Below are 18,368 nucleotides of genomic sequence, written 5' to 3' on the forward strand. Positions count from 1 at the left end.
GGTCACCCCCGTCCCGTGATCGCGGCCACCGCGTCGCCGGTCAGGGACGACACGACGGACGGCAGGGCCATGAAGAGTGCGCCGGCGAAGACGACGGTCAGGCCGATCTTGATCGGGAAGCCCATCTGGAAGGCGTTGAGGGCCGGTGCGACGCGGGTGAGCAGGCTCAGGCCGACGTCGGCGAGGAAGAGCACGACGACGAGGGGTCCGGCGATCTGCAGCGTGGCGAGGAACATCTGCGACAGCGCGGTGACGAGGAGCGACGCCATCCCGCCGAGCTCGAACGTGCCGGTGAGCGGCACGGCGTCGAACGACCGGACGAGTCCGCCGACGATGAGCTGGTAGCCGCCCGAGGCGAACAGGAGCGCGAGCGACGCCATCTGGAACAGCCGGGTGAACTGCGCGCCGTTCACCTGCGACTGCGGGTCGAACGCCTGCGCCAGGGTGAAGCCGCCGAACAGGTCGATGAGGGCGCCGGCGGACTGCACGGCCGCGAAGACCAGGAACACGAGGAACCCGAGGGCGAGCCCGACGACGAGCTGCGTGACGAGGGCGAGCAGGAACGGCCCCGTGTCGAGCGAGTGGTACCCCTCGGCGACCTTGGGGGCGACGCCGATCGCCAGGCCGATGCCGAGGATCACCTTCACGGTGCCGGGGAACGCACGGTACGAGAACGGCGGCGCGATGACGAAGAACGCGACGAGGCGGACGCCGGCGAGCATCGTCGCCTCGAGGCGGTCGCCGTTGATCACGAGGTCCATCAGCCGGACCCGAGGAGCTTGGGAATCATGTCGAAGGCGACGTGGGTGAACGCGACCATCTCCGAGATCATCCAGTTGCCGCAGACGACCAGGGCGATCGCGACGGCGACGGCCTTCGGGACGAACGAGAGCGTGACCTCCTGGATCTGCGTGACCGACTGGAAGAGCGAGATCGCGAAGCCCACGACGAGCGACGTCACGAGGACGGGGGCTGCGAGTTTCGCCGAGACGAGGAGCGCCTGCAGCACGAGGTCGATGACGGCCTGCTGGTTCATGCGAGTCCCCCTGACACGACGGCGCTAGACAACGTGGTAGCTCTCGATGAGCGACTTGATGATGAGGCCCCACCTCGTCCACGAGGACGAACAGCAGGATCTTGAACGGCAGCGAGATCATCACCGGCGGGAGCATCATCATGCCCATCGACATGAGCGCAGCGGAGACGACGAGGTCGATGACGAGGAACGGGATGAAGATGACGAACCCGATGATGAACGCGCTCCGCAGCTCGGAGATCACGAACGCCGGGATCACCGTCGTCATCGGCACGTCGGCCATCGTCTTCGGGTTGCCCTGTCCGGCGGCGCGGGTGATGAGGGCGACGTCCTCCTCGCGCGTCTGGTGCAGCATGAAGGTCCGCAGGGGCTTCAGTGCCGACCTCGACGGCCTTCGCGAAGTCGATGTGGCCGGCGAGGTAGGGTTGCAGGGCGTCGTCGTTGATGTGCCCGAGCACCGGTGCCATCACGAACAGCGACAGGAACAGCGCGAGACCGGCGATGACCTGGTTCGGCGGGATGGACTGCAGCCCGAGCGCGTTCCGGGTCATCGCGAGCACCACGAAGATCTTCGTGAACGACGTCATCATGAGCAGGAGCGCCGGCGCGACGCTGAGGAGCGTGATGCCGATGAGGGTCACGACCGCCGACGACGGCGTGCCGTCCGGGCCGTTCACGCTGACGCTGAAGTCACCGTTCGCGGGCGGCGTCGGCGATGCCGGCGCGGTCGGCCGGGATCGACGCCCGCCGCGTGGGCGCCGGTCGTGGTGAGCATGAGGAAGCCGGCGACGACCGTCACCCCCAGCAGGACGAGCGCGAGGACGCGTCCGGTGCGCGCCGCGGTCACCCGGCCCGCCGGTTCCGGAGCGCCGCTGCGGCCTGCCGCCAGGTCTCGGCCGACAGGATCGAGCCCTGCAGCTGCGCCGAGGTCGGCACGACGGTCCGCTGCGCGCGGCGGTTCCGCGGGCGCATGGGCAGCGGCTCCGCCGCGTCGGCCGGGAGGCGCGGCTCGGCTGCCGTCTGCTGTGCCAGTTCCTGACGGAACTGCTCGGCCGACGGTGTCGGACGCACCGGCAGCTGGACGGGGCCCGTCACGATGGTCAGTTCCGGCGCGGGCGCCTGCCCGCTGGTGAGCAGCGCCACGCCGTGCTCGGAGACGCCGAGCACGAGGCGCTCCCCCTCGACGTCGACCACGACGACGCTCGCCTTGCCGCCGATGCCCTGGCGGGCGACGACCTCGACCGAGGCCGAACGACGACCCCGGGCCTTGCCCGCGCCGAACTGGCCCTTCGCCATGCGTCGGTGCAGCACCCACATGAGGGCGAGCACGACGCCGAGCGAGAGCGCGACGCGGAGGGCGATGACGAGCGTGTCCACGGCCGGGCTCAGAGGGATTCGGCGACGTCGAGGATCTTCGTGATGCGCACCGCGTAGTCCTGGTCGACGACGACGACCTCGCCGTGCGCGATGAGCCGACCGTTGAGCAGCACGTCGGCGGGGGCACCGGCGCTGCGGTCCAGCTCGACGACCGCTCCTGGTTCCATGCCGAGGACGTCGCGGACGGACATACGGGTGCGCCCGATCTCGACCGTCAGGGTCATCTCGACGTTGTTGATGCGGCCGAGGTTGCCGGTCGGGATCGTGGTCGCCGCCGCGCTGGGCGCCGACACGGTGCCGTTCTCGCGGACGCGCAGGGCGAACCAGCCGCCGGGGACGCCGCCGGCCGTGAGCTCGAACACCACCGTGTCCGGGTCGGCCAGGAGCGCTGTCGCCGACTCGCGGCGGGCGTCACCGAGGACCCCGACGCCGAGCACGCCCGCGGCGGCCTCGAGCGACGGACGGAGGACGTCGGTCACGTCGACGATCCCGTGCTCGGTGCCGCCCGCGGCCGCGACGGCCTCGAGGTCGGTGAGCACGAGCACCAGGTCGGCCGACAGGCCGCCGACGAACGACGCGACCACCGCGTCACCGGCCGCTTCGAGGGCGACGGGAGCCGCGCCTCCAGGCTGGAGCACCGCACTCAACGGAGCCGCAGTCGGGAGCTGCGCGACGAGCGACTCGGCCGCCTGCGTGTGGAGGGTGGTGGTGACGGTCATGCGCTGGGCTCCGATGTGGTGGTGACGACGATGCCGGCGAGGCGCGAGCCGTTCGCGCCGACCGCGGCCGTGCCGACGGGTTCGCCGTCGACCGTGATGGTGAGGGGACGGTGCTGCGGGTGCGGCAGCGGCAGGAGGTCACCGACGGCGAGCCGGAGCACCTGCGAGGGCAGCACCGGCGCCGACGCGAAGCGGAGGCTGACGCCGACCGGCACCCCGGCGAGCTGCGCGTCGAGCAGGGCGCGGGCGTCGGCGGGCGACACGTGGGTGGCGGCCTCGCCGAGCTGCGGCAGCACGGCGTCGGCGGGCAGCGCGAGCGTCCCCGGCGAGACCCTGTCACCGACCCGGATCGTGAACGAGGCGACGATCATCAGGTCGCCCTTCTGGGCGGCCTGGGCGAACTGCGAGTTGAACTGGAACCCGCCGGCCGTGACGTCGTGCGCGAGCAGGCCGCCGAACGAGTAGCGGAGGTCGTCGAGGGCGTCCTCGACGATGCGCCGGACGAGCGCCTGCTCGATGGGCGTGAACGTGCGGTCGGGCGTCGGCAGCGGCTTCGAGGCGCCGAGCGCGTGCGACACCCAGGTCAGCGCGGCGTCGAGCGGGACCTTGCAGCACGCCCTTCGGGATCACGTCCGCGATCGGCAGCAGCACCATGCCGGTGAGCGCGGGCAGTGACGCGGCGTACTCGTCGTACGTCGTCATCTGCACCTGCTCGCAGGTGACCTGGCTCACCGCGCGGACCTTCGCGGTCAGCTGGGTGCCCCACTGGCGCGCGAAGGTCTCGAAGGCGAGTTCGAGCACCCGGGCGTGCTCGCGGGCGAGCGTCGACGGGCGCGCGAAGTCGTACACCTCGGGCGCTGGCAGGGTCTCGGTCACGGGTGCGTCTATCGGTCCGCCCTGCGGCACCCGTCAGTGCTGTGCCCCCTTCTGGGGCGGTGGGCCGGACGGCGGCGGGCTGGCGGCCGGCCCGCGGTGTCAGCCCTGGTTCGCTCCGTCCTGCGCCTTCGCCAGCGCCGGCATGAGCGCACTGACGTCCTGGTCCTGGTTCGACAGGACCACGATGTCGACGCGGCGGTTCAGGGTGAGGTCGGCGTCGGTGCCGCCCTTCGCGAGGGGACGACTCGACCCGAAGCCGACGCTCTGGATGTGCTCCGCCGGCATCCCGCCCCGCTCGACGAGGTCGCGCAGGACCCCCGTCGCCCGTGCGGAGCTGAGCTCCCAGTTCGTCGCGTACGGGGCGGTCGAGTTCCGCTGGTCGGCGTGGCCCTCCACGCTGACGTCGTGGCTGCTCGTCCTGAGGACCGGCGCGATCGCGTCCATGATCCGCTTCGCCTGGTCGGACAGGTCCGCGCTGTTCGTCGTGAAGTAGGTCTCGCTGCCGACCAGCCGCACCGTGAGGCCGCGGGCGTCGACCGTGAACTGCACGTTCGAGGTCTGTCCCGCCTTCGCCAGGTTGCCCTTGATGGCCGCCTCGATGGCCTGCAGGTCGTCGAGCTCCTTCTGGGCCGCGGCGACGTCCGCCTTCGTCGCGGTCGTCGGCACGACGGTCGACGCCGGGTCGACGTTCGTGTCCTTCGCGCCGGACGAGGCGGTGGAGTGGTCCGCCTGCGACTTGTCCTCGGAGTAGCCGGAGCCGTCCTTCACCTGGTCCTTCGTGACCACGGTGCCCGAGGCGGTGTCGATCTTCTGCGACTTCACCTCGCCGAAGCCCGTCGCGAGCGAGTTCTTCAGCTGGATGTACTTCTGCTGGTCGACCGTCGACATCGCGAAGAGCACGAGGAACATGCACATCAGCACGGTGATCATGTCCATGTAGGACGCCATCCACCGCTCGTCGGGGTGCTCGGCGTCGTCGTGGCCCTTCTTCGCGCGACCGCGACCGCGGCCCCGGGGGTTGGCGCTCATCGTCAGGCCGCCAGCTGCTGGTCGTCGACGCCGGCGTCGCCCTTGCCGGCCTTGGTCTTGCCGGCCTTGGCGTCACCGCGGGCGGACGGCGGCACCATCGCGGTGAGGCGCTCACCGAGGAGGCGCGGCTGGCTGCCGGCCTGCACGGCGAGGAGCCCCTCCATCAGGAGCGTCTGGCGGTCGGCCTCGAGCTGCGCGAGCTTCCGGAGCTTGCCACCGATCGGCAGCCACATGAAGTTCGCGGTGAGGAGGCCCCAGAGCGTCGCCACGAAGGCGCTGGCGATGAGCGGCCCGAGCTCGTCCGGCTTGCCGAGGTTCGCGAGCACGTGGGTCAGCGACACCACGGTGCCGATGATGCCGACGGTCGGGGCGAACCCGCCGAGGCCCATGAAGAACGCGCTCGCGCTCCGCACCGGTGCCGCGTTCGACTCGATCTCGTCCTCGAGCAGGATCCGCAGCTCGTCACCGTCGGTGCCGTCCGCGATGTTCTGCAGCGCCTTCTTCATGAACGGGTCGTCGTGCTTGTCGGCCTCCTGCTCGAGGGCGAGCAGCCCGTTCGCACGGGCCGTCTCGGCGAGCCCGACCACGTCGTCGATGACCGCCTGCGGCGGGGTGACCTTGCCGGTGAACGCCTTCGGCACGGCCTTGAAGCTGGCGATCGCGTCCTTCAGCGTGGTGCTCGCGATGCCGCAGCCGATGGTGGCACCGAACACGAGCAGCATCGGCGCGGGGAGGAACAGGCCGGCGAGCTCGACGTGCTCCATCTCGACCATGCCGAAGAGCGCACCGAACGCCAGCAGGATCCCGATGATCGTCGCGATGTCCATCTCAGCGACCCCGTCCTGCGTACGGAGCGGTGCGACCGCGGCGAGCGTCGGCTGGGGTCCGGTGGTGTTCCGCGTGTTCGGCAGCTCGGTGCCGTACGCCATGGTGACGATCCGGGCGCGGTACGCGGCGATCCGGTCGATGACCTCGGCCATGGACTCGCGCACGATGTACTTCGCGCCGTCGACCATGATGAGGGTCGTGTCCGGCGTCTCCTGGATGCGCTCCACGAGGTCCGGGTTGACAGCGAATCCGCTGCCGTTGAGTCGTGTGACGACGATCATGGCCCGTCCTGGTTCTCGATCGTCCCGCCGCCGTCCGTGGGGCGGGATGCGGCCCGTCCGTGGGCCTGCACGGAGGACTATCGGCGGCCGGGCGGGTGCCGTTAGCAGCCGCCCGTCGTGCCGCGCCCGGAATCCGTCGCGTCGGGGTGCATCCGATCGGGGTCACCGGCCGGTAGTGGGGGTACGACGTCGACGACGACGTCGTGGGAGAAGGAGACCAACCATGCGCAAGACCCTCGCCACCGGCCTGAGTGCCGGCGTCCTGCTGGCCGCGGCTGCGGCCGTGATGCCCGCGACCGCTGCGACCGCCGCCACCGGCGACGCGACGCTCTCCGTCCTGCACGCCGTGCCCGCCGTCACCGTCGACGTGTACCTCGACGGCAAGCGCGCCCTCGACGACTTCAAGCCCGGCTCGCTCGCCGGCCCGATGATGGTTCCGGCCGGTGCCCACCAGCTCGCGATCACGGCGTCCGACGCCGCGGACGCGTCGAAGCCGATCATCGGACCGGTCGACGTGACGCTCGACGGCGGGGCGAACTACACCGCCGTTGCCCACGACAAGACGGACGGCTCCCCGACCGCCACGCTGTTCACGAACGACACCTCGGCGGTCCCCGCCGGTCAGGGCCGCCTGATCGTCCGGCACGTCGCCGCCGCACCGGCCGTCGACGTCCTCGCCGGGGGCAAGGCCGTGGTCTCGAACCTCGCGAACCCGGACGAGCAGGCGCTCGAGCTGCCGGCGGGCACCGTCTCGGCCTCGGTCGCGGCGACCGGCACCACCGACCCGGTGATCGGCCCGGCGGACGTCGCGGTGACGGCCGGCACCGACACCGTCGTCTACGCGTGGGGCAGCCTCGACGACGGCAACCTCGCCCTCGCCACGCAGACGATCGAGGGACTGGGCGGCACCCCGAACGGCGTCCCGGCGGGCAACGCCGGACTCGTCGCGACGAACACCGCGCCGCTCGCGGGTGGTGCAGCCGGGATCGCCGCGGCCGCGATCGCCGCAGCGGTGGCCGTCGGCGCCGTCGGCTCCGCCGCCGCCACGTGACGGCGTCCGCCGAGCGTGCGGACTCGGGGCGCTGAACACGCCCCGGACGGTGCGGTCCGCCGCGACGACGCTCGTCGTCGCCGCGTTGGCCGTCGCCGTGCTGACCGGGTGCTCGCCGGCCGGGACCCCCACCCCCCGGCGGGCACCCCCTCGCTCACCCCGACGGCGACACCGACCCCGGCACCGTCGGCGTTCTCCACCGCGGTGCCCCGGGCCGCGGCGACGCTCCCGCCCGTCCGGCAGCGCCCTGCCCCGACACGGATCGACGTGGACTGGGCCGGGGTCACCGCCCCCGTCCGGCCCGAGGGTGTCGACGACGCGGGCGCGATGGCGTTGCCGCCGGACCCGGCCGTCGCCGGCTGGTACCGGCTCGGCGCTGCTCCGTCCGCCCCCGAGGGCACCGTCGTGATCGCCGCGCACGTCGACGCGGTCGGCTACGGCACCGGACCGTTCGCCCACCTGCAGGACGTCCCCGACGGCACGACCGTGACCCTCACCGACGCTGCGGGCGCCGCGACGCGGTGGCGGATCACCTCGGTCAGCATGCTCGAGAAGCAGGGGCTGCCCTGGGCCTCGGTCTTCCGCGACCACGGGCCGCGTCAGCTGGTGCTCGTGACCTGCGGCGGCGCGTTCGACACGACCACCCGCCACTACGAGAGCAACCTCGTGATCACCGCCGACCCGGCGTGAGGAGACCGGGACCATGGGCGACACGCCGGACCGAGCCGTACCGATCAGCGTGTGGTCGACGAGGACCACAGCAGCGACAGGACGACGTGACGACCACCCTCCCGGACGACGGCGAACTCTCCGACGCGTTCAGCGCCGGGAGCGAGCACGCGCTCCGCGCGGTGTACGACCGGTGGTCGTCGCTCGTGTACTCGCTCGCACTGCGGGCGCTGGCCGACCCGAGCGCCGCCGAGGACGTCACCCAGCAGGTGTTCGTGAAGGCCCGGCAGCGGAGCGCCAGCTACGACCCGTCGCGCGCCCCACTCGGCGCGTGGCTGGTCGGCATCACCCGGAACTGCATCGCCGATGCCCTGACCGAGCGCCGCCGACACGCCAGCGCGGCCGACCCGGACGTCGTCGAGGAGACGACGGCGGCGCCGGAACCGACGTTCGACCTCGCCGAGCGGGCGCTCGTCGCCGGGGAGCTCGACCGGCTCGGCGAGGTCCCGCGACGCGTCATGCGACTGGCGTTCTACGACGACCTCAGCCATCGTGAGATCGCCGAACGGCTCGACCTGCCACTCGGCACCGTCAAGAGTCACATCCACCGAAGTCTGGCTCGGCTCCGAACACGCTTGGAGGTGATCGAATGAAGCACGTCGACGACGAGACGCTGGCGATGCTCGCGGTCTCCGACGAGGTGGCGGACAACGACGTCGCCGAGCACCTGGCGTCCTGCCAGCTGTGCCGAGACGAGGTCGCGGCGCTGCAACGCGTCGCGGCGGTGACCCGGTCGTCGGCGGACGTCGGACTGACCGCGCCGCCGGAGCGGGTGTGGGACCGGATCGCGGCGGAGATCGCCGACGCCGAGCGCGCACCCGCGGACACCGTCGACACGCAGCGTCCGGCGGCGCGGACCGAGCCGCGCGCGGACACCGCGCCCCACCGCCGCCGCGCGCGCAACCGTCGTCGCGTGCTCGCCGTCGTGCTCTCCGGCGTCGGGGTCCTGGCGGTCCTCATCGGCATCGGCGTCGTCGCCGGCGTCGTGCCCGGACTTCCCCGCGGCGGCTCCGAGACCGTCCTGGCCAGCGCCGAACTCGACGCCCTGCCGTCCTGGAAGGGCTCCAGCGGGACCGCCGAACTCGAACGCGACCGCGACGGCCGGACCACCCTCGTCGTCGACCTGCGCGGTGCGCGCGACGAACAGGACGCCGGGGGTCTCCGCGAGGTCTGGATGATGCGCGCCGACCTCAAGGGCCTGGTGAGCGTCGGCTTCCTCGACGGCGACCGCGGCCGCTTCACGGTGCCCGCGGCGATGGACACCGCGGCCTTCCCGGTCGTCGACGTGTCGGCCGAGGCGGACGACGGCGACCCGACGCACTCCGGTGACTCGATCGTGCGCGGGACCCTGTCGCCGTCTTGACCCTGGCGGACCCATCGCGTCCCCCGAATTCTCAGATACGACGTATTCAACCTGGAAAAACGCGTGAACCGGGCGTTCCGCGCTGCTGCTTTATCTCACCAGCGTGTTAGCGTGACGCCATGTCCGACACCACCACCGTCGTCAGTCCCGCCGTCACCGCCACGACGGCACCCCTCCGCGAGGTCGGGGCCCTCATCCGTGGCGCCCGCAAGGGACGCAGCATGACCCAGGCGCAACTCGCCGAACGGGTCGGCACCAGCCAGAGCGCGATCAACCGCATCGAGCAGGGCGGGCAGAACCTGTCGCTCGAGATGCTCACCCGCATCAGCGACGCCCTCGACCAGCAGATCGTCTCGATCGGCGGCGCACCCCAGCGGGCGCACCTCCGCGTGCAGGGCGGCCGGAAGCTCAGCGGCTCCATCGCCGTGAACTCGAGCAAGAACGCCGCAGTGGCGCTCCTCTGCGCCTCGCTCCTCAACCGCGGCGTCACCCGTCTGCACCGCGTCGCGCGGATCGTCGAGGTCGACCGCATCATCGATGTGCTCCGCAGCCTCGGCGCGACCGTCACCTGGTCGGAGGACGGCGAGACCCTCGAGATCGTCGCCCCCGCCGATCTCCGCCTCGACGCCATCGACGCCGACGCCGCCCGACGCACCCGCAGCGTCCTCATGTTCCTCGGCCCGCTGAGCGGCCGGTACGAGTCCTTCCGCCTGCCCTACGCCGGCGGCTGCGACCTCGGCACGCGCACTGTCGAGCCGCACCTCATCGCCCTGCGCCCGTTCGGCGTCGACGTCGAGGCGACGTCCGGCTGGTACGAGGTCGGCGTGGCGAACACCGCCGTCCCGACGAAGTCCGTCGTCCTCACCGAGCGCGGCGACACCGTGACCGAGAACGCGATCCTCGCCGCGGCCGCCCGCGACGGCGAGACGATCATCCGGAACGCCAGCCCCAACTACATGGTGCAGGACCTCTGCTTCTTCCTCGAGCTGCTCGGGGTGCGCATCGAGGGCATCGGCACGACCACGCTCCGCATCACCGGCAAGAGCCGCATCGACGAGGTCGTGGACTACTGGCCGAGCGAGGACCCGGTCGAGGCGATGAGCCTGCTGACCGCGGGCATCGTCACCGCGTCGACGCTCACGGTCACGCGCGCGCCGATCGAGTTCCTCGAGATCGAGCTCGCGACCCTCGCCGAGATGGGCCTGCGCTTCGACGTGTCCGAGGAGTACCCCGCCGCCAACCGCCGCACCCGCCTGGTCGACATCACGGTGCACCCGTCCGAGCTGCACGCCCCGATCGACAAGATCCACGCAATGCCGTTCCCGGGCCTGAACATCGACAACCTGCCGTTCTTCGTCGTCATCGCCGCGATGGCCGAGGGCACCACGCTCGTGCACGACTGGGTCTACGAGGGCCGGGCGATCCACCTGCTCGACCTCACCCGACTCGGCGCGAGCGTCACGCTCCGCGACCCGCACCGCCTCGACGTGACCGGTCCGACGCACTTCTCCGGCGCCGAGGTCAGCTGCCCGCCGGCCCTCCGGCCCGCGGTCGTCATCCTGCTCGCGATGCTCGCGGCGAAGGGCGAGAGCGTCCTCCGCAACGTGGGCATCATCGCCCGCGGCTACGAGCAGCTGCAGGAGCGCCTCAACTCGCTCGGCGCCTCCATCGAGACCTTCCACGACTGAGGCTCGGCTCGTCCGTTCCGCGAAACGCAACCTCGGCGGTTGCTCGCAGTGCTACAGCGCTGCGAGCAACCGCCGTCGTTGCGTGTTGCGGGGGCGGGTGACCACCTGACGGCCGGGAGGCGCGGTGCCGGCCCGCCCCGCGCCTCCAGGCCGCCGTCGGTACCGTCTCTGGCCCCTGTCCGGTCCGCAGGACGCGGCCGGGTGCGCGCGCACAGCGCACGGCGCGTTGACTGGAGTGTCGGTCGAACGAGGAGTGCGTGTGCTGGGACCTGAACTGGTGGTCGTGCTCGGCCTCGCCATCGCGGTGACGGCGGGGATCGCCGACCGTATCCGGGTCGCGCCGCCCGTGCTGCTCCTGGTGTTCGGAGCCGGACTGGCGCTCGTGCCGCAGTTCACGCACGTGCAGCTGCCCGCCGACGCCGTCCTGCTGCTGTTCCTGCCGGCGCTGCTGTACTGGGAGAGCCTGACGACGTCGCTGCGGGAGATCCGCAAGAACCTGCGCGGCATCGTCCTGATGGGGACCCTGCTCGTCGTGGTCACCGCCGGTGCGGTCGCGGTGCTGCTCCACCTGCTCGGACTGCCGTGGGGGCCGGCCTGGGTGCTCGGTGCCGCGGTGGCCCCGACCGACGCGACCGCGGTCGGCGTGCTCACCAAGATGCTCCCGAGGCGGAACGTCACCGTGCTGCGTGCCGAGAGCCTGGTCAACGACGGCACCACGCTCGTCGTCTACGGGATCGCCGTCGCGGTGACCGTCGGCACGCAGGAACTCACCTTCTGGAACGTGTCCGGCATGCTCGTGCTGTCCTACCTCGGCGGGGTCGCGGCCGGGCTCGCGGCGGCGTGGCTCGGTACGCTCGTCCTCCGTCGGGTCGACACCGTGGTGCTCGAGAACATGGTGACCCTGCTCGTGCCCTTCGCCGCGTTCCTCGCCGCCGAGGCCATCGGCGCGTCCGGGGTGCTCGCGGTCGTCGCGGCCGGGATCGTGGTGAGCCAGGTCGCGCCGAAGCTCGACCGCGCTGAGACCCGGCAGCAGGTCCGGGCGTTCTGGTCCTTCCTGACGTTCCTGCTGAACGGGTCCCTGTTCGTCCTCGTCGGCATCGAGGCGATGGTCGCGGCGCGTGCCCTCGACACGTCCGAACTCGTGCGCGCCACCGGGATCATCGCCGCGGTGGCCGTCGCGCTCGTGCTCGTGCGGTTCGCGTTCCTGAACGCCGCCGGGGGCACGATCTGGGTCGTCACCCGGCGGACCGGTGGTGCCCCGCGAGAGGGCCACCGCGACCGGCTCGTGAGCGGCTTCGCCGGGTTCCGCGGAGCGGTCTCGCTCGCGATGGCGGTCGCCGTGCCGCGCACGCTGGAGTCCGGCGCCGCGTTCCCGGACCGCGACCTGATCGTCTTCGTCACCGCCGGCGTCGTCGTGGTGACGATCGTCGGCCAGGCACTCGTGCTGCCGGCCGTGCTGCGGTACGCCGCGCTGCCCGAGGACGAGTCCGTCGGTGAAGAACGTCGGTACGCCGAACGGACCGCGATCCAGGAGGCGCTCGACGCCCTCCCCCGGCTGGCGCGGTCGACCGGTGCCGACCAGGCCACCGTCGAGCGGGTGCGGAAGGACTACGAGGCACACCTCGACGTCATCCAGGCCCGCGAGGAGGACGACGACGACCACCCGGCGCTGCAGCGGCACGACAACGCGGTCGCCCTCGAACTCGCGCTCGTCCAGCACAAGGCCGCCACGCTGCTGCGGCTGCGGGACGCCGACGAGATCGACGACCTGGTGCTGCGGCAGGTGCGCGCGGGGTACGACGCGGAAGAGGCGCGCTTGGACGGGTCGACGCCGGTCTGAGCCGTGCCCGGCGCGTGACCGCTCCGTCGGCCGCGGGCGTGGCGCCGTTGCGCGTCTTCGGGTTGGCGTCCGCGGGGGCGGCGCCGTTGCGCGTCTTCGGGGTGGCGTCCGCGGGCGTGGCGCCGCTACGCGTCGTCGGGCGTGGCGTCCGCGGGGGCGGCGGCGTCGGAGGCGAGCGCCTTCCGCCGCTGCGACACCTGGACCGCGATCGCGACCGGGACCGCTGCCAGGGCGACGACCCGCAGCCACGGCCGGTCGAACACGTGCCGCGTGGCGTGGTCGAGGGACACCGGACCAGGGCCACCGAGCGCGAACATCGCAGCGGAGAACCCGAGGAAGGCCGGCAGCTCGAGGCCGCCGTCCGCGTTGAAGAACCCGTTCGGGGTGTGCACGCTCGAGGCGACCCCCATGGTCGTCGCCGCACCGGCCCCGGCGATCGGCGTGGCCAGGCCGAGGGCCAGCGCGGCGCCCGAGCCTGCCTCGCCGATACCCGCGAGGACGGCGTTCCGGCGAGCGGGACGGAAGCCCATCGCGTGCATGCCCTGTGCGGTGCCCTCGATGCCGCCGCCACCGAACGCGCCGAAGAGCTTCTGGGAGCCGTGCGAGACGAGCACGGCGCCCAGTGCGACGCGGAGCAGGGTCGTGGCGGTGACGGCTGCGGTGCTGGTGCTGGTGCTGGTGCTGGTGCGTGAGCGCATGTGCGTCCTCTCGATCGTCCGTGGCGCGACCACCCGTCGGTCGCGGTGAGCACGGTGTCGCCGACGCTACGCCGTGGCTCGTCGACGCGCGGCGCTCGTCACGTCACGGCTTCAGCGCTCGACCGGCCTGCAGCACCAGCCACCGTTCCGCGTCGTCCCAGGTCCAGTCCGAGTCGCGGAGGGTCCGCCAGGCGGCGACGCCGAAGAAGAACAGCAGGGTGGTGGTCACCTGGTCGAGCGGCCCGGCACCGGTGCCGTCGAGTTCTCGGACGCGGCGGGCGGCTCCTTCGAGGCGCTGTCGGAGCTCCTGCTGGGCGTCGGCGAGCCGGCGGGCGATGAGGGGATCGACCCCGGCGTTGTCGTCCATCTCGGTCAGCATCCACCGGTGACGCTCGGACACGAGCCGCGTGCCGTGGCCGATCGCCCGGACGACCTCCTCGGTCGTCGTCGCCCGAGCGACCGTCCGCATCGCTTCGTCGACGGCGGGGTCACCGGCCGCGTCGTCGAACAACGCGATGAACAGCTGCACCTTCCCGCCGATCGCCGAGTACACCGTGGCGACCGAGACCCCGGCGTCGGCCGCGATCCGCGGCACGGTGGCGCCGGCGTACCCGTGGGCCGAGAAGAGCGCGCGAGCACTCCGCAGGATGTCCGCCCGTGTCCGTGCTGCGCCCTCGGCGCGGCGCTGCGAGGTGTAGGCCCGGGTCGTCATCGCACCAGGATAGGTGAATCCACGGAGGTGTATTCATTACAGGCCCGTAGACTCGATTACCGGGGCGGACTTCCCGCCCCGCACAGGTCGTCGAGCAGCACCAGGAGCAGGACCGCCATGGAGACCAGATCCCCTTCGTCCGACACCGTCGTCGTGGTGGGTGCGGGCCCGACCGGGCTGTGGCTCGCCGCCGAGCTCACGACCGCCGGCGTCCGGACCGTCGTCCTCGAGAAGCGCTCGGAGCGATCGCCGCACGCACGCGCCCTCGGGATGATGCCCCGGACGCTCGAGGTCCTGGCGCTCCGTGACGCGGTGGCGCCGGTCCTGGCGGCCGGTCGGCCCGTGCCGGCGTGGCACTTCGGGCTGCTCCGCGAGAGCATCCGCTTCGATGGGTTGGACACGCCGTTCCCGTACATGCTGCTCGTGCCGCAGACCACGACCGAGCACCTCCTCGAGGAACGCGCACGGCGCCTCGGTGTCGAGATCGTCACCGGTGCGGCCGTCACGGGGATCGACCAGGACGACGCCGACGCACCGGTGGCCGTGACCTACTCGCGGGGCGGTGTCCAGCACACCGTGTCGGCGGCGCTCGTCGTCGGGTGCGACGGGGCACGCAGCACGGTCCGGCAGCTCGCGGCGATCCCCTTCGAGGGCGAGGCCAGCCGGGCATGGGGATTCGTCGGCGACGTGCTCCTCGACAGCCCGCCGGCACCGGGGACGCGGATCGTCCGTCCCGACGGCGCCCTCATCGTCGCGCCGCTGCCGGACGGGCGCTTCCGGTTGACCGGCTGGGACCCGGAGCACCAGACCACCGACGAGCAGCTCGACCTCGAGACGCTGCGCGACTTCGTCCGGCGCATGACCGGCACCGACCTCGGCGTGCACGATCCCTCGTGGCTGTCGCGGTTCGGCGACGAGAACCGTCTCGCCGCGACGTTCCGCGCCGGCCGCGTGCTCCTCGCCGGTGACGCAGCGCACATCCACTGGCCCACCGGCGGCCTCGGCCTCAACGCCGGCATCCAGGACGCGATGAGCCTCGGTTGGCGAGCGGCCGCCGTCGTCCGGGGCACCCTGGCGGACACCGCACTCGACGACTACGCAGCGGAACGGCACGCCTTCGGTGTGTCCCTCCGCACCTCGACCCTGACTCAGTCCGCCCTCATCACCGCGGCGGAGCCGGCGACCCTCGCGATCCGGGCGACCTTCGAGCGCCTGGTCGGCACAGCGGACGGCAACCGCGAGATCGGCACCTGGCTCGCGGGTCTGCGCCCCGAGAGCACGCTCCCGGACGTCCGGGTGGTGCGGGGCGCCGCGCACGAGCCGCCCGCCGCGCCCACGACACTCGGCTCGATGTTCAGCGACGGGAAGCCGGTGCTCCTGGTCGCCGACCCGTCGCTCCGCGCGGCCGTCGACAACGCGTTGGACGTCCTGTCCGACGAGATCGTCATCGCGTTCGTCGAGCAAACGGCGGACGACCGCGGCCCCGGGCTCCCCCGGCTCACGCTGTTCCGCCCGGACGGCGTCGCATCGTGGACGAGCGACGACGAGCAGCCCCTCGCAGAGCAGTTCGACGCGGCACTCCGGGCCGTCGGGGTCCCCGTCGGCGGACTGCGGCGCTCCGTGCCGGAGACCTCGCCTTCCCGGCGGGGGTCGGACGGGTGATGGACGTGCCGCTCCTCGTGCGAGGATCGACGGGTGCCTGCTCCTCGACGCCCCCTCGCCGTGGTCATCGCTGCCATGAGCGAAGAGGTCGCGGCGTTCGCTGATCGCTTCGGGGGCGTGCCGGTCCTCGACGGACCGGTCGGCGGACACGACCCGCACCACCTCCTCGACGTCGGCGGCGCGACGGTCGCCGTCCGCCGCAGCGGCATCGGCTTCACGAACGCCACCGCCGCCGTCGCGCACTGCTTCCACGACTTCGGCCCAGGGGTACCCGTCATCAACGTCGGGACGGCGGGCGGGCTCATGCACGGCATCGAGATCGGCGACGTCCTGGTCGGTGACCGGTACGTGAACCTCAACGCGGACGCGACGACGTTCGGCTATGCGCTCGGCCAGGTGCCGGGCATGCCGACGGGCTACGCGCCCGACGCGCGCCTGGTCGACCTCGCCCTCGGCTCCGACGCCGGGTACCGCCTGGCGATCCGCCACGATCGGGTCGAGTGAGGTCTTCGTGACCGAGGACCGCGCCCGGCTGCTCCGCACCGCGTTCCCCGCCGTGGCCGCGGTGGACATGGAGTCGGCGGCGATCGCGCAGTTCGCGCACGTGCACGACATGCCGTTCGTCTCGGTGCGTGCCATCAGCGACCTGTGCGCCCCGGACGGCGACGAGTTCCGCGAGCACCTGGACGGCGCCTCGGCCCGCGCGGCGAGGGTTGTCGGGGACGTGGTGCTCGGACTCGCTCGCTGACGGTCAGGCCTCGTCGTCGTCGTCGTCGAGCGGAACCGGACGGTCGTCGTCCGGCAGTAGTTCGTCGTCGCCGTCGTCCACCACCGGCAGGTCGTCCGGGTCGTGCACCACGGGCTCCGGTTCGTGGTCGGTGTCCTGCGCCTCGCGGAAGTCGGCGAGGTCGTCGTCGTCGCGTGGATCGGTCATGGCCGCGACGGTACCCAGCCCCACCGCGTGTCCGCAAGGGGGTTCTGGTGTGCCCCGTTTGCCGCACACCTCGCTCACCGGAGTGCCACGCGGTTCGATGACACCATGACCGTCCCCAAGACCTTCCTCATCACGGGTACCAGCCGCGGGATGGGCGTCGACTTCGCCCGCGCCGCTCTCGAAGCCGGCCACCACGTCGTCGCCACCGCCCGCAATCCCGACCGCGTGGTCGCGGCCGTCGGGTCACACGACTCGCTGCTGCCCGTCGCGCTCGACGTCACCGACGAGGGTGCCGCCCGGGCCGCGGTCGACGCGGCGGTCGAGCGTTTCGGCCGCATCGACGTGCTCGTCAACAACGCTGGCAGCTTCCAGGCCGGGTACTTCGAGGAGGTCTCAGCGGCGCGGTTCCGAACGCAGGTCGAGACGAACTTCTTCGGCGCGCTCGCCGTCACCCGAGCGGTCCTGCCCGTGATGCGGCGGCAGCGTTCCGGGCACGTCGTCACCATCAGCTCGACGGCCGGGATCGTCGCCGGGGCGGGCGGCAGTGCGTACGCGGCGTCGAAGTTCGCGCTCGAGGGATGGATGGAGGCGCTCCACGACGAGATCGCGCCGTTCGGCCTGCACGCCACGGTGGTCGAGCCCGGGTTCTTCCGCACCGACCTGCTGGCCGAGGGCGACTCGACCTTCTGGGGCGACGTCGAGGTACCCGACTACGCAGAGGCCTCGGCGCGGACCCGGGAGTTCTTCCGCGGCATGGAGGGGCGGCAGTCGGGCGACCCCGCGAAGCTCGCCCGGGCCCTCCTCGCCGTGACCGAGTTGGACGCGCCGCCGGTGCGGTTCGTCGCCGGCGCCGACAGCGTCGGGGGCGTGGTCCGCAAGGGTGAGCTGCTCGTGGAGCAGGCGCGGGCGTACCCGGAGCTGTCGGAGCACCTCGATCTCGACGGGCCGCAGGGCTGACGGGCTGACGGGCGTCACCGCAGCTCGGTGAGCTCGTGGGCGATGGCGCGCTCGTCGTCGGGTGTGAGCGTCGTCTGCACGACCGTGCCGCCGAACGCGTCGAGCGCCTGCCGGAAGTCCTCGTCCCGCACGGCCGTGGCGTACGCGACGACCGCCGAGCGCCCCGGTGCCAGGACCGCGGCGACCCGTTCGCGGAACCCGGCGTCGATCGTCGTGCGGTCGAGTCCGGCGAACAGCGCCCCGATCACCCCGCCCACCGCGAGCCCGAGGAACGGCATCAGGAACAGCGCACCGAGCACGGTGCCGAAGACCGCGCTCGACGCGGCGCGGACCCCGAGCTCGGCGGACCGGCCGGGGGTCTCGACGTGCAGGTGCCCGCGCTCGTCGACGCGGACCAGCGCGATCCCCCCGAGTTCCACGAACGTGCGGTCCTGCAGGAGCTGCACCTGCTCGTAGGCGGCGAGGGCAAGCGCTTCGTCGTCGAACGCGATGATGATGAGTTCGGACATGGCGCGATCGTCCCCCGTCGACGCCGAAGCCGGTTCACCCGCTCCGGGCGATGAACACCGGTCCGCGCCCGGCGACAGT

The 18,368-nt window shown here is 72.3% G+C and carries 21 protein-coding genes and 3 pseudogenes; 10 read left to right on the forward strand and 14 right to left on the reverse strand.

The window, feature by feature from the left end; translation table 11 throughout:
* Window positions 1-2: 2 nt before the first annotated feature.
* From ACZ8AI_RS12200 to ACZ8AI_RS12245, 10 genes and pseudogenes are all read right to left on the reverse strand, one after another.
* The gene (locus tag ACZ8AI_RS12200; protein WP_464858428.1) at window positions 3-761 is read right to left on the reverse strand and encodes a flagellar biosynthetic protein FliR; all 759 of its coding nucleotides are present in this window, start codon (window positions 759-761) and stop codon (window positions 3-5) included.
* Window positions 761-1,036, reverse strand: a complete 276-nt coding sequence (gene fliQ, locus ACZ8AI_RS12205; protein WP_464858429.1) for a flagellar biosynthesis protein FliQ — start codon at window positions 1,034-1,036, stop codon at window positions 761-763. Before fliQ ends, ACZ8AI_RS12200 begins: the two co-directional genes overlap by 1 nt.
* Before the next feature lie 24 nt (window positions 1,037-1,060).
* Window positions 1,061-1,811 (reverse strand): annotated as a pseudogene (fliP, locus tag ACZ8AI_RS12210) (flagellar type III secretion system pore protein FliP).
* Between the two features lie 68 nt (window positions 1,812-1,879).
* A complete protein-coding gene (locus tag ACZ8AI_RS12215) occupies window positions 1,880-2,413 on the reverse strand; it encodes a FliO/MopB family protein (RefSeq protein ID WP_071291451.1) in 534 nt (177 codons plus the stop codon).
* Window positions 2,414-2,421: 8 nt separating this feature from the next.
* The gene (fliN, locus tag ACZ8AI_RS12220) at window positions 2,422-3,132 is read right to left on the reverse strand and encodes a flagellar motor switch protein FliN (RefSeq protein WP_464858430.1); all 711 of its coding nucleotides are present in this window, start codon (window positions 3,130-3,132) and stop codon (window positions 2,422-2,424) included.
* Window positions 3,129-3,710 carry a FliM/FliN family flagellar motor switch protein gene (locus ACZ8AI_RS12225; protein WP_464858431.1) on the reverse strand — a complete coding sequence of 194 codons (582 nt, stop codon included), beginning with the start codon at window positions 3,708-3,710 and terminating at the stop codon, window positions 3,129-3,131. The genes fliN and ACZ8AI_RS12225 overlap by 4 nt, the downstream gene beginning before the upstream one ends.
* Window positions 3,711-3,801: 91 nt before the next feature.
* A pseudogene (locus tag ACZ8AI_RS12230) lies at window positions 3,802-4,038 on the reverse strand (hypothetical protein); the annotation flags it as partial.
* Window positions 4,039-4,107: 69 nt separating this feature from the next.
* Complete coding sequence (locus tag ACZ8AI_RS12235) at window positions 4,108-5,037, reverse strand: OmpA/MotB family protein (protein ID WP_071291449.1); 930 nt, start codon at window positions 5,035-5,037, stop codon at window positions 4,108-4,110.
* 2 nt (window positions 5,038-5,039) lie between these two features.
* Window positions 5,040-5,864 (reverse strand): motility protein A, encoded by an 825-nt coding sequence (locus tag ACZ8AI_RS12240; protein WP_464858529.1) that lies wholly within the window; start codon window positions 5,862-5,864, stop codon window positions 5,040-5,042.
* Window positions 5,865-6,032: 168 nt separating this feature from the next.
* A pseudogene (locus ACZ8AI_RS12245) lies at window positions 6,033-6,146 on the reverse strand (flagellar FlbD family protein); the annotation flags it as partial.
* 223 nt (window positions 6,147-6,369) lie between these two features.
* Here ACZ8AI_RS12245 and ACZ8AI_RS12250 point away from each other — a divergent pair.
* The 6 genes from ACZ8AI_RS12250 (at window position 6,370) to ACZ8AI_RS12275 (ending at window position 12,817) form a co-directional block, all read left to right on the forward strand.
* Window positions 6,370-7,197, forward strand: a complete 828-nt coding sequence (locus ACZ8AI_RS12250; protein ID WP_464858433.1) for a DUF4397 domain-containing protein — start codon at window positions 6,370-6,372, stop codon at window positions 7,195-7,197.
* Window positions 7,198-7,212: 15 nt separating this feature from the next.
* The gene (locus tag ACZ8AI_RS12255; protein ID WP_464858434.1) at window positions 7,213-7,887 is read left to right on the forward strand and encodes a class F sortase; all 675 of its coding nucleotides are present in this window, start codon (window positions 7,213-7,215) and stop codon (window positions 7,885-7,887) included.
* An 86-nt stretch (window positions 7,888-7,973) separates the two neighbouring features.
* The gene (locus ACZ8AI_RS12260; protein ID WP_464858435.1) at window positions 7,974-8,519 is read left to right on the forward strand and encodes an RNA polymerase sigma factor; all 546 of its coding nucleotides are present in this window, start codon (window positions 7,974-7,976) and stop codon (window positions 8,517-8,519) included.
* Window positions 8,516-9,289, forward strand: a complete 774-nt coding sequence (locus ACZ8AI_RS12265; RefSeq protein ID WP_464858436.1) for an anti-sigma factor domain-containing protein — start codon at window positions 8,516-8,518, stop codon at window positions 9,287-9,289. The genes ACZ8AI_RS12260 and ACZ8AI_RS12265 overlap by 4 nt, the downstream gene beginning before the upstream one ends.
* 119 nt (window positions 9,290-9,408) lie before the next feature.
* Window positions 9,409-10,977, forward strand: a complete 1,569-nt coding sequence (locus ACZ8AI_RS12270; protein WP_175477458.1) for a helix-turn-helix domain-containing protein — start codon at window positions 9,409-9,411, stop codon at window positions 10,975-10,977.
* 283 nt (window positions 10,978-11,260) lie between these two features.
* On the forward strand, window positions 11,261-12,817 hold the full coding sequence (locus ACZ8AI_RS12275; protein WP_464858438.1) for a Na+/H+ antiporter: 1,557 nt from the start codon (window positions 11,261-11,263) through the stop codon (window positions 12,815-12,817).
* 125 nt (window positions 12,818-12,942) lie between these two features.
* Here the strand turns inward: ACZ8AI_RS12275 and ACZ8AI_RS12280 are convergent, their stop codons facing one another.
* Window positions 12,943-13,515, reverse strand: a complete 573-nt coding sequence (locus tag ACZ8AI_RS12280) for a DoxX family protein (RefSeq protein WP_464858439.1) — start codon at window positions 13,513-13,515, stop codon at window positions 12,943-12,945.
* A gap of 103 nt (window positions 13,516-13,618) precedes the next feature.
* The gene (locus ACZ8AI_RS12285) at window positions 13,619-14,227 is read right to left on the reverse strand and encodes a TetR/AcrR family transcriptional regulator (RefSeq protein WP_464858440.1); all 609 of its coding nucleotides are present in this window, start codon (window positions 14,225-14,227) and stop codon (window positions 13,619-13,621) included.
* Window positions 14,228-14,344: 117 nt separating this feature from the next.
* Between ACZ8AI_RS12285 and ACZ8AI_RS12290 the strand changes: the two genes are divergently transcribed.
* The 3 genes from ACZ8AI_RS12290 to ACZ8AI_RS12300 are packed head-to-tail and all read left to right on the forward strand — an operon-like array spanning window position 14,345 to window position 16,637.
* A complete protein-coding gene (locus ACZ8AI_RS12290; RefSeq protein WP_464858442.1) occupies window positions 14,345-15,889 on the forward strand; it encodes an FAD-dependent oxidoreductase in 1,545 nt (514 codons plus the stop codon).
* A 60-nt stretch (window positions 15,890-15,949) separates the two neighbouring features.
* Window positions 15,950-16,393 carry a 5'-methylthioadenosine/S-adenosylhomocysteine nucleosidase family protein gene (locus ACZ8AI_RS12295; protein WP_464858443.1) on the forward strand — a complete coding sequence of 148 codons (444 nt, stop codon included), beginning with the start codon at window positions 15,950-15,952 and terminating at the stop codon, window positions 16,391-16,393.
* A 7-nt stretch (window positions 16,394-16,400) separates the two neighbouring features.
* Complete coding sequence (locus ACZ8AI_RS12300; protein ID WP_464858445.1) at window positions 16,401-16,637, forward strand: phosphorylase family protein; 237 nt, start codon at window positions 16,401-16,403, stop codon at window positions 16,635-16,637.
* 3 nt (window positions 16,638-16,640) lie between these two features.
* Here the strand turns inward: ACZ8AI_RS12300 and ACZ8AI_RS12305 are convergent, their stop codons facing one another.
* Window positions 16,641-16,823: a hypothetical protein gene (locus ACZ8AI_RS12305; RefSeq protein ID WP_464858446.1), complete on the reverse strand. Its 183-nt coding sequence runs from the start codon at window positions 16,821-16,823 to the stop codon at window positions 16,641-16,643.
* 105 nt (window positions 16,824-16,928) lie between these two features.
* Between ACZ8AI_RS12305 and ACZ8AI_RS12310 the strand changes: the two genes are divergently transcribed.
* On the forward strand, window positions 16,929-17,780 hold the full coding sequence (locus ACZ8AI_RS12310; RefSeq protein ID WP_464858447.1) for an SDR family NAD(P)-dependent oxidoreductase: 852 nt from the start codon (window positions 16,929-16,931) through the stop codon (window positions 17,778-17,780).
* A gap of 14 nt (window positions 17,781-17,794) precedes the next feature.
* Here ACZ8AI_RS12310 and ACZ8AI_RS12315 read toward each other — a convergent pair whose 3' ends face one another.
* The gene (locus ACZ8AI_RS12315; RefSeq protein WP_464858448.1) at window positions 17,795-18,289 is read right to left on the reverse strand and encodes a DUF1269 domain-containing protein; all 495 of its coding nucleotides are present in this window, start codon (window positions 18,287-18,289) and stop codon (window positions 17,795-17,797) included.
* Window positions 18,290-18,368 lie beyond the last annotated feature (79 nt).

It is taken from the genome of Curtobacterium sp. AC273 (genome assembly GCF_979253735.1).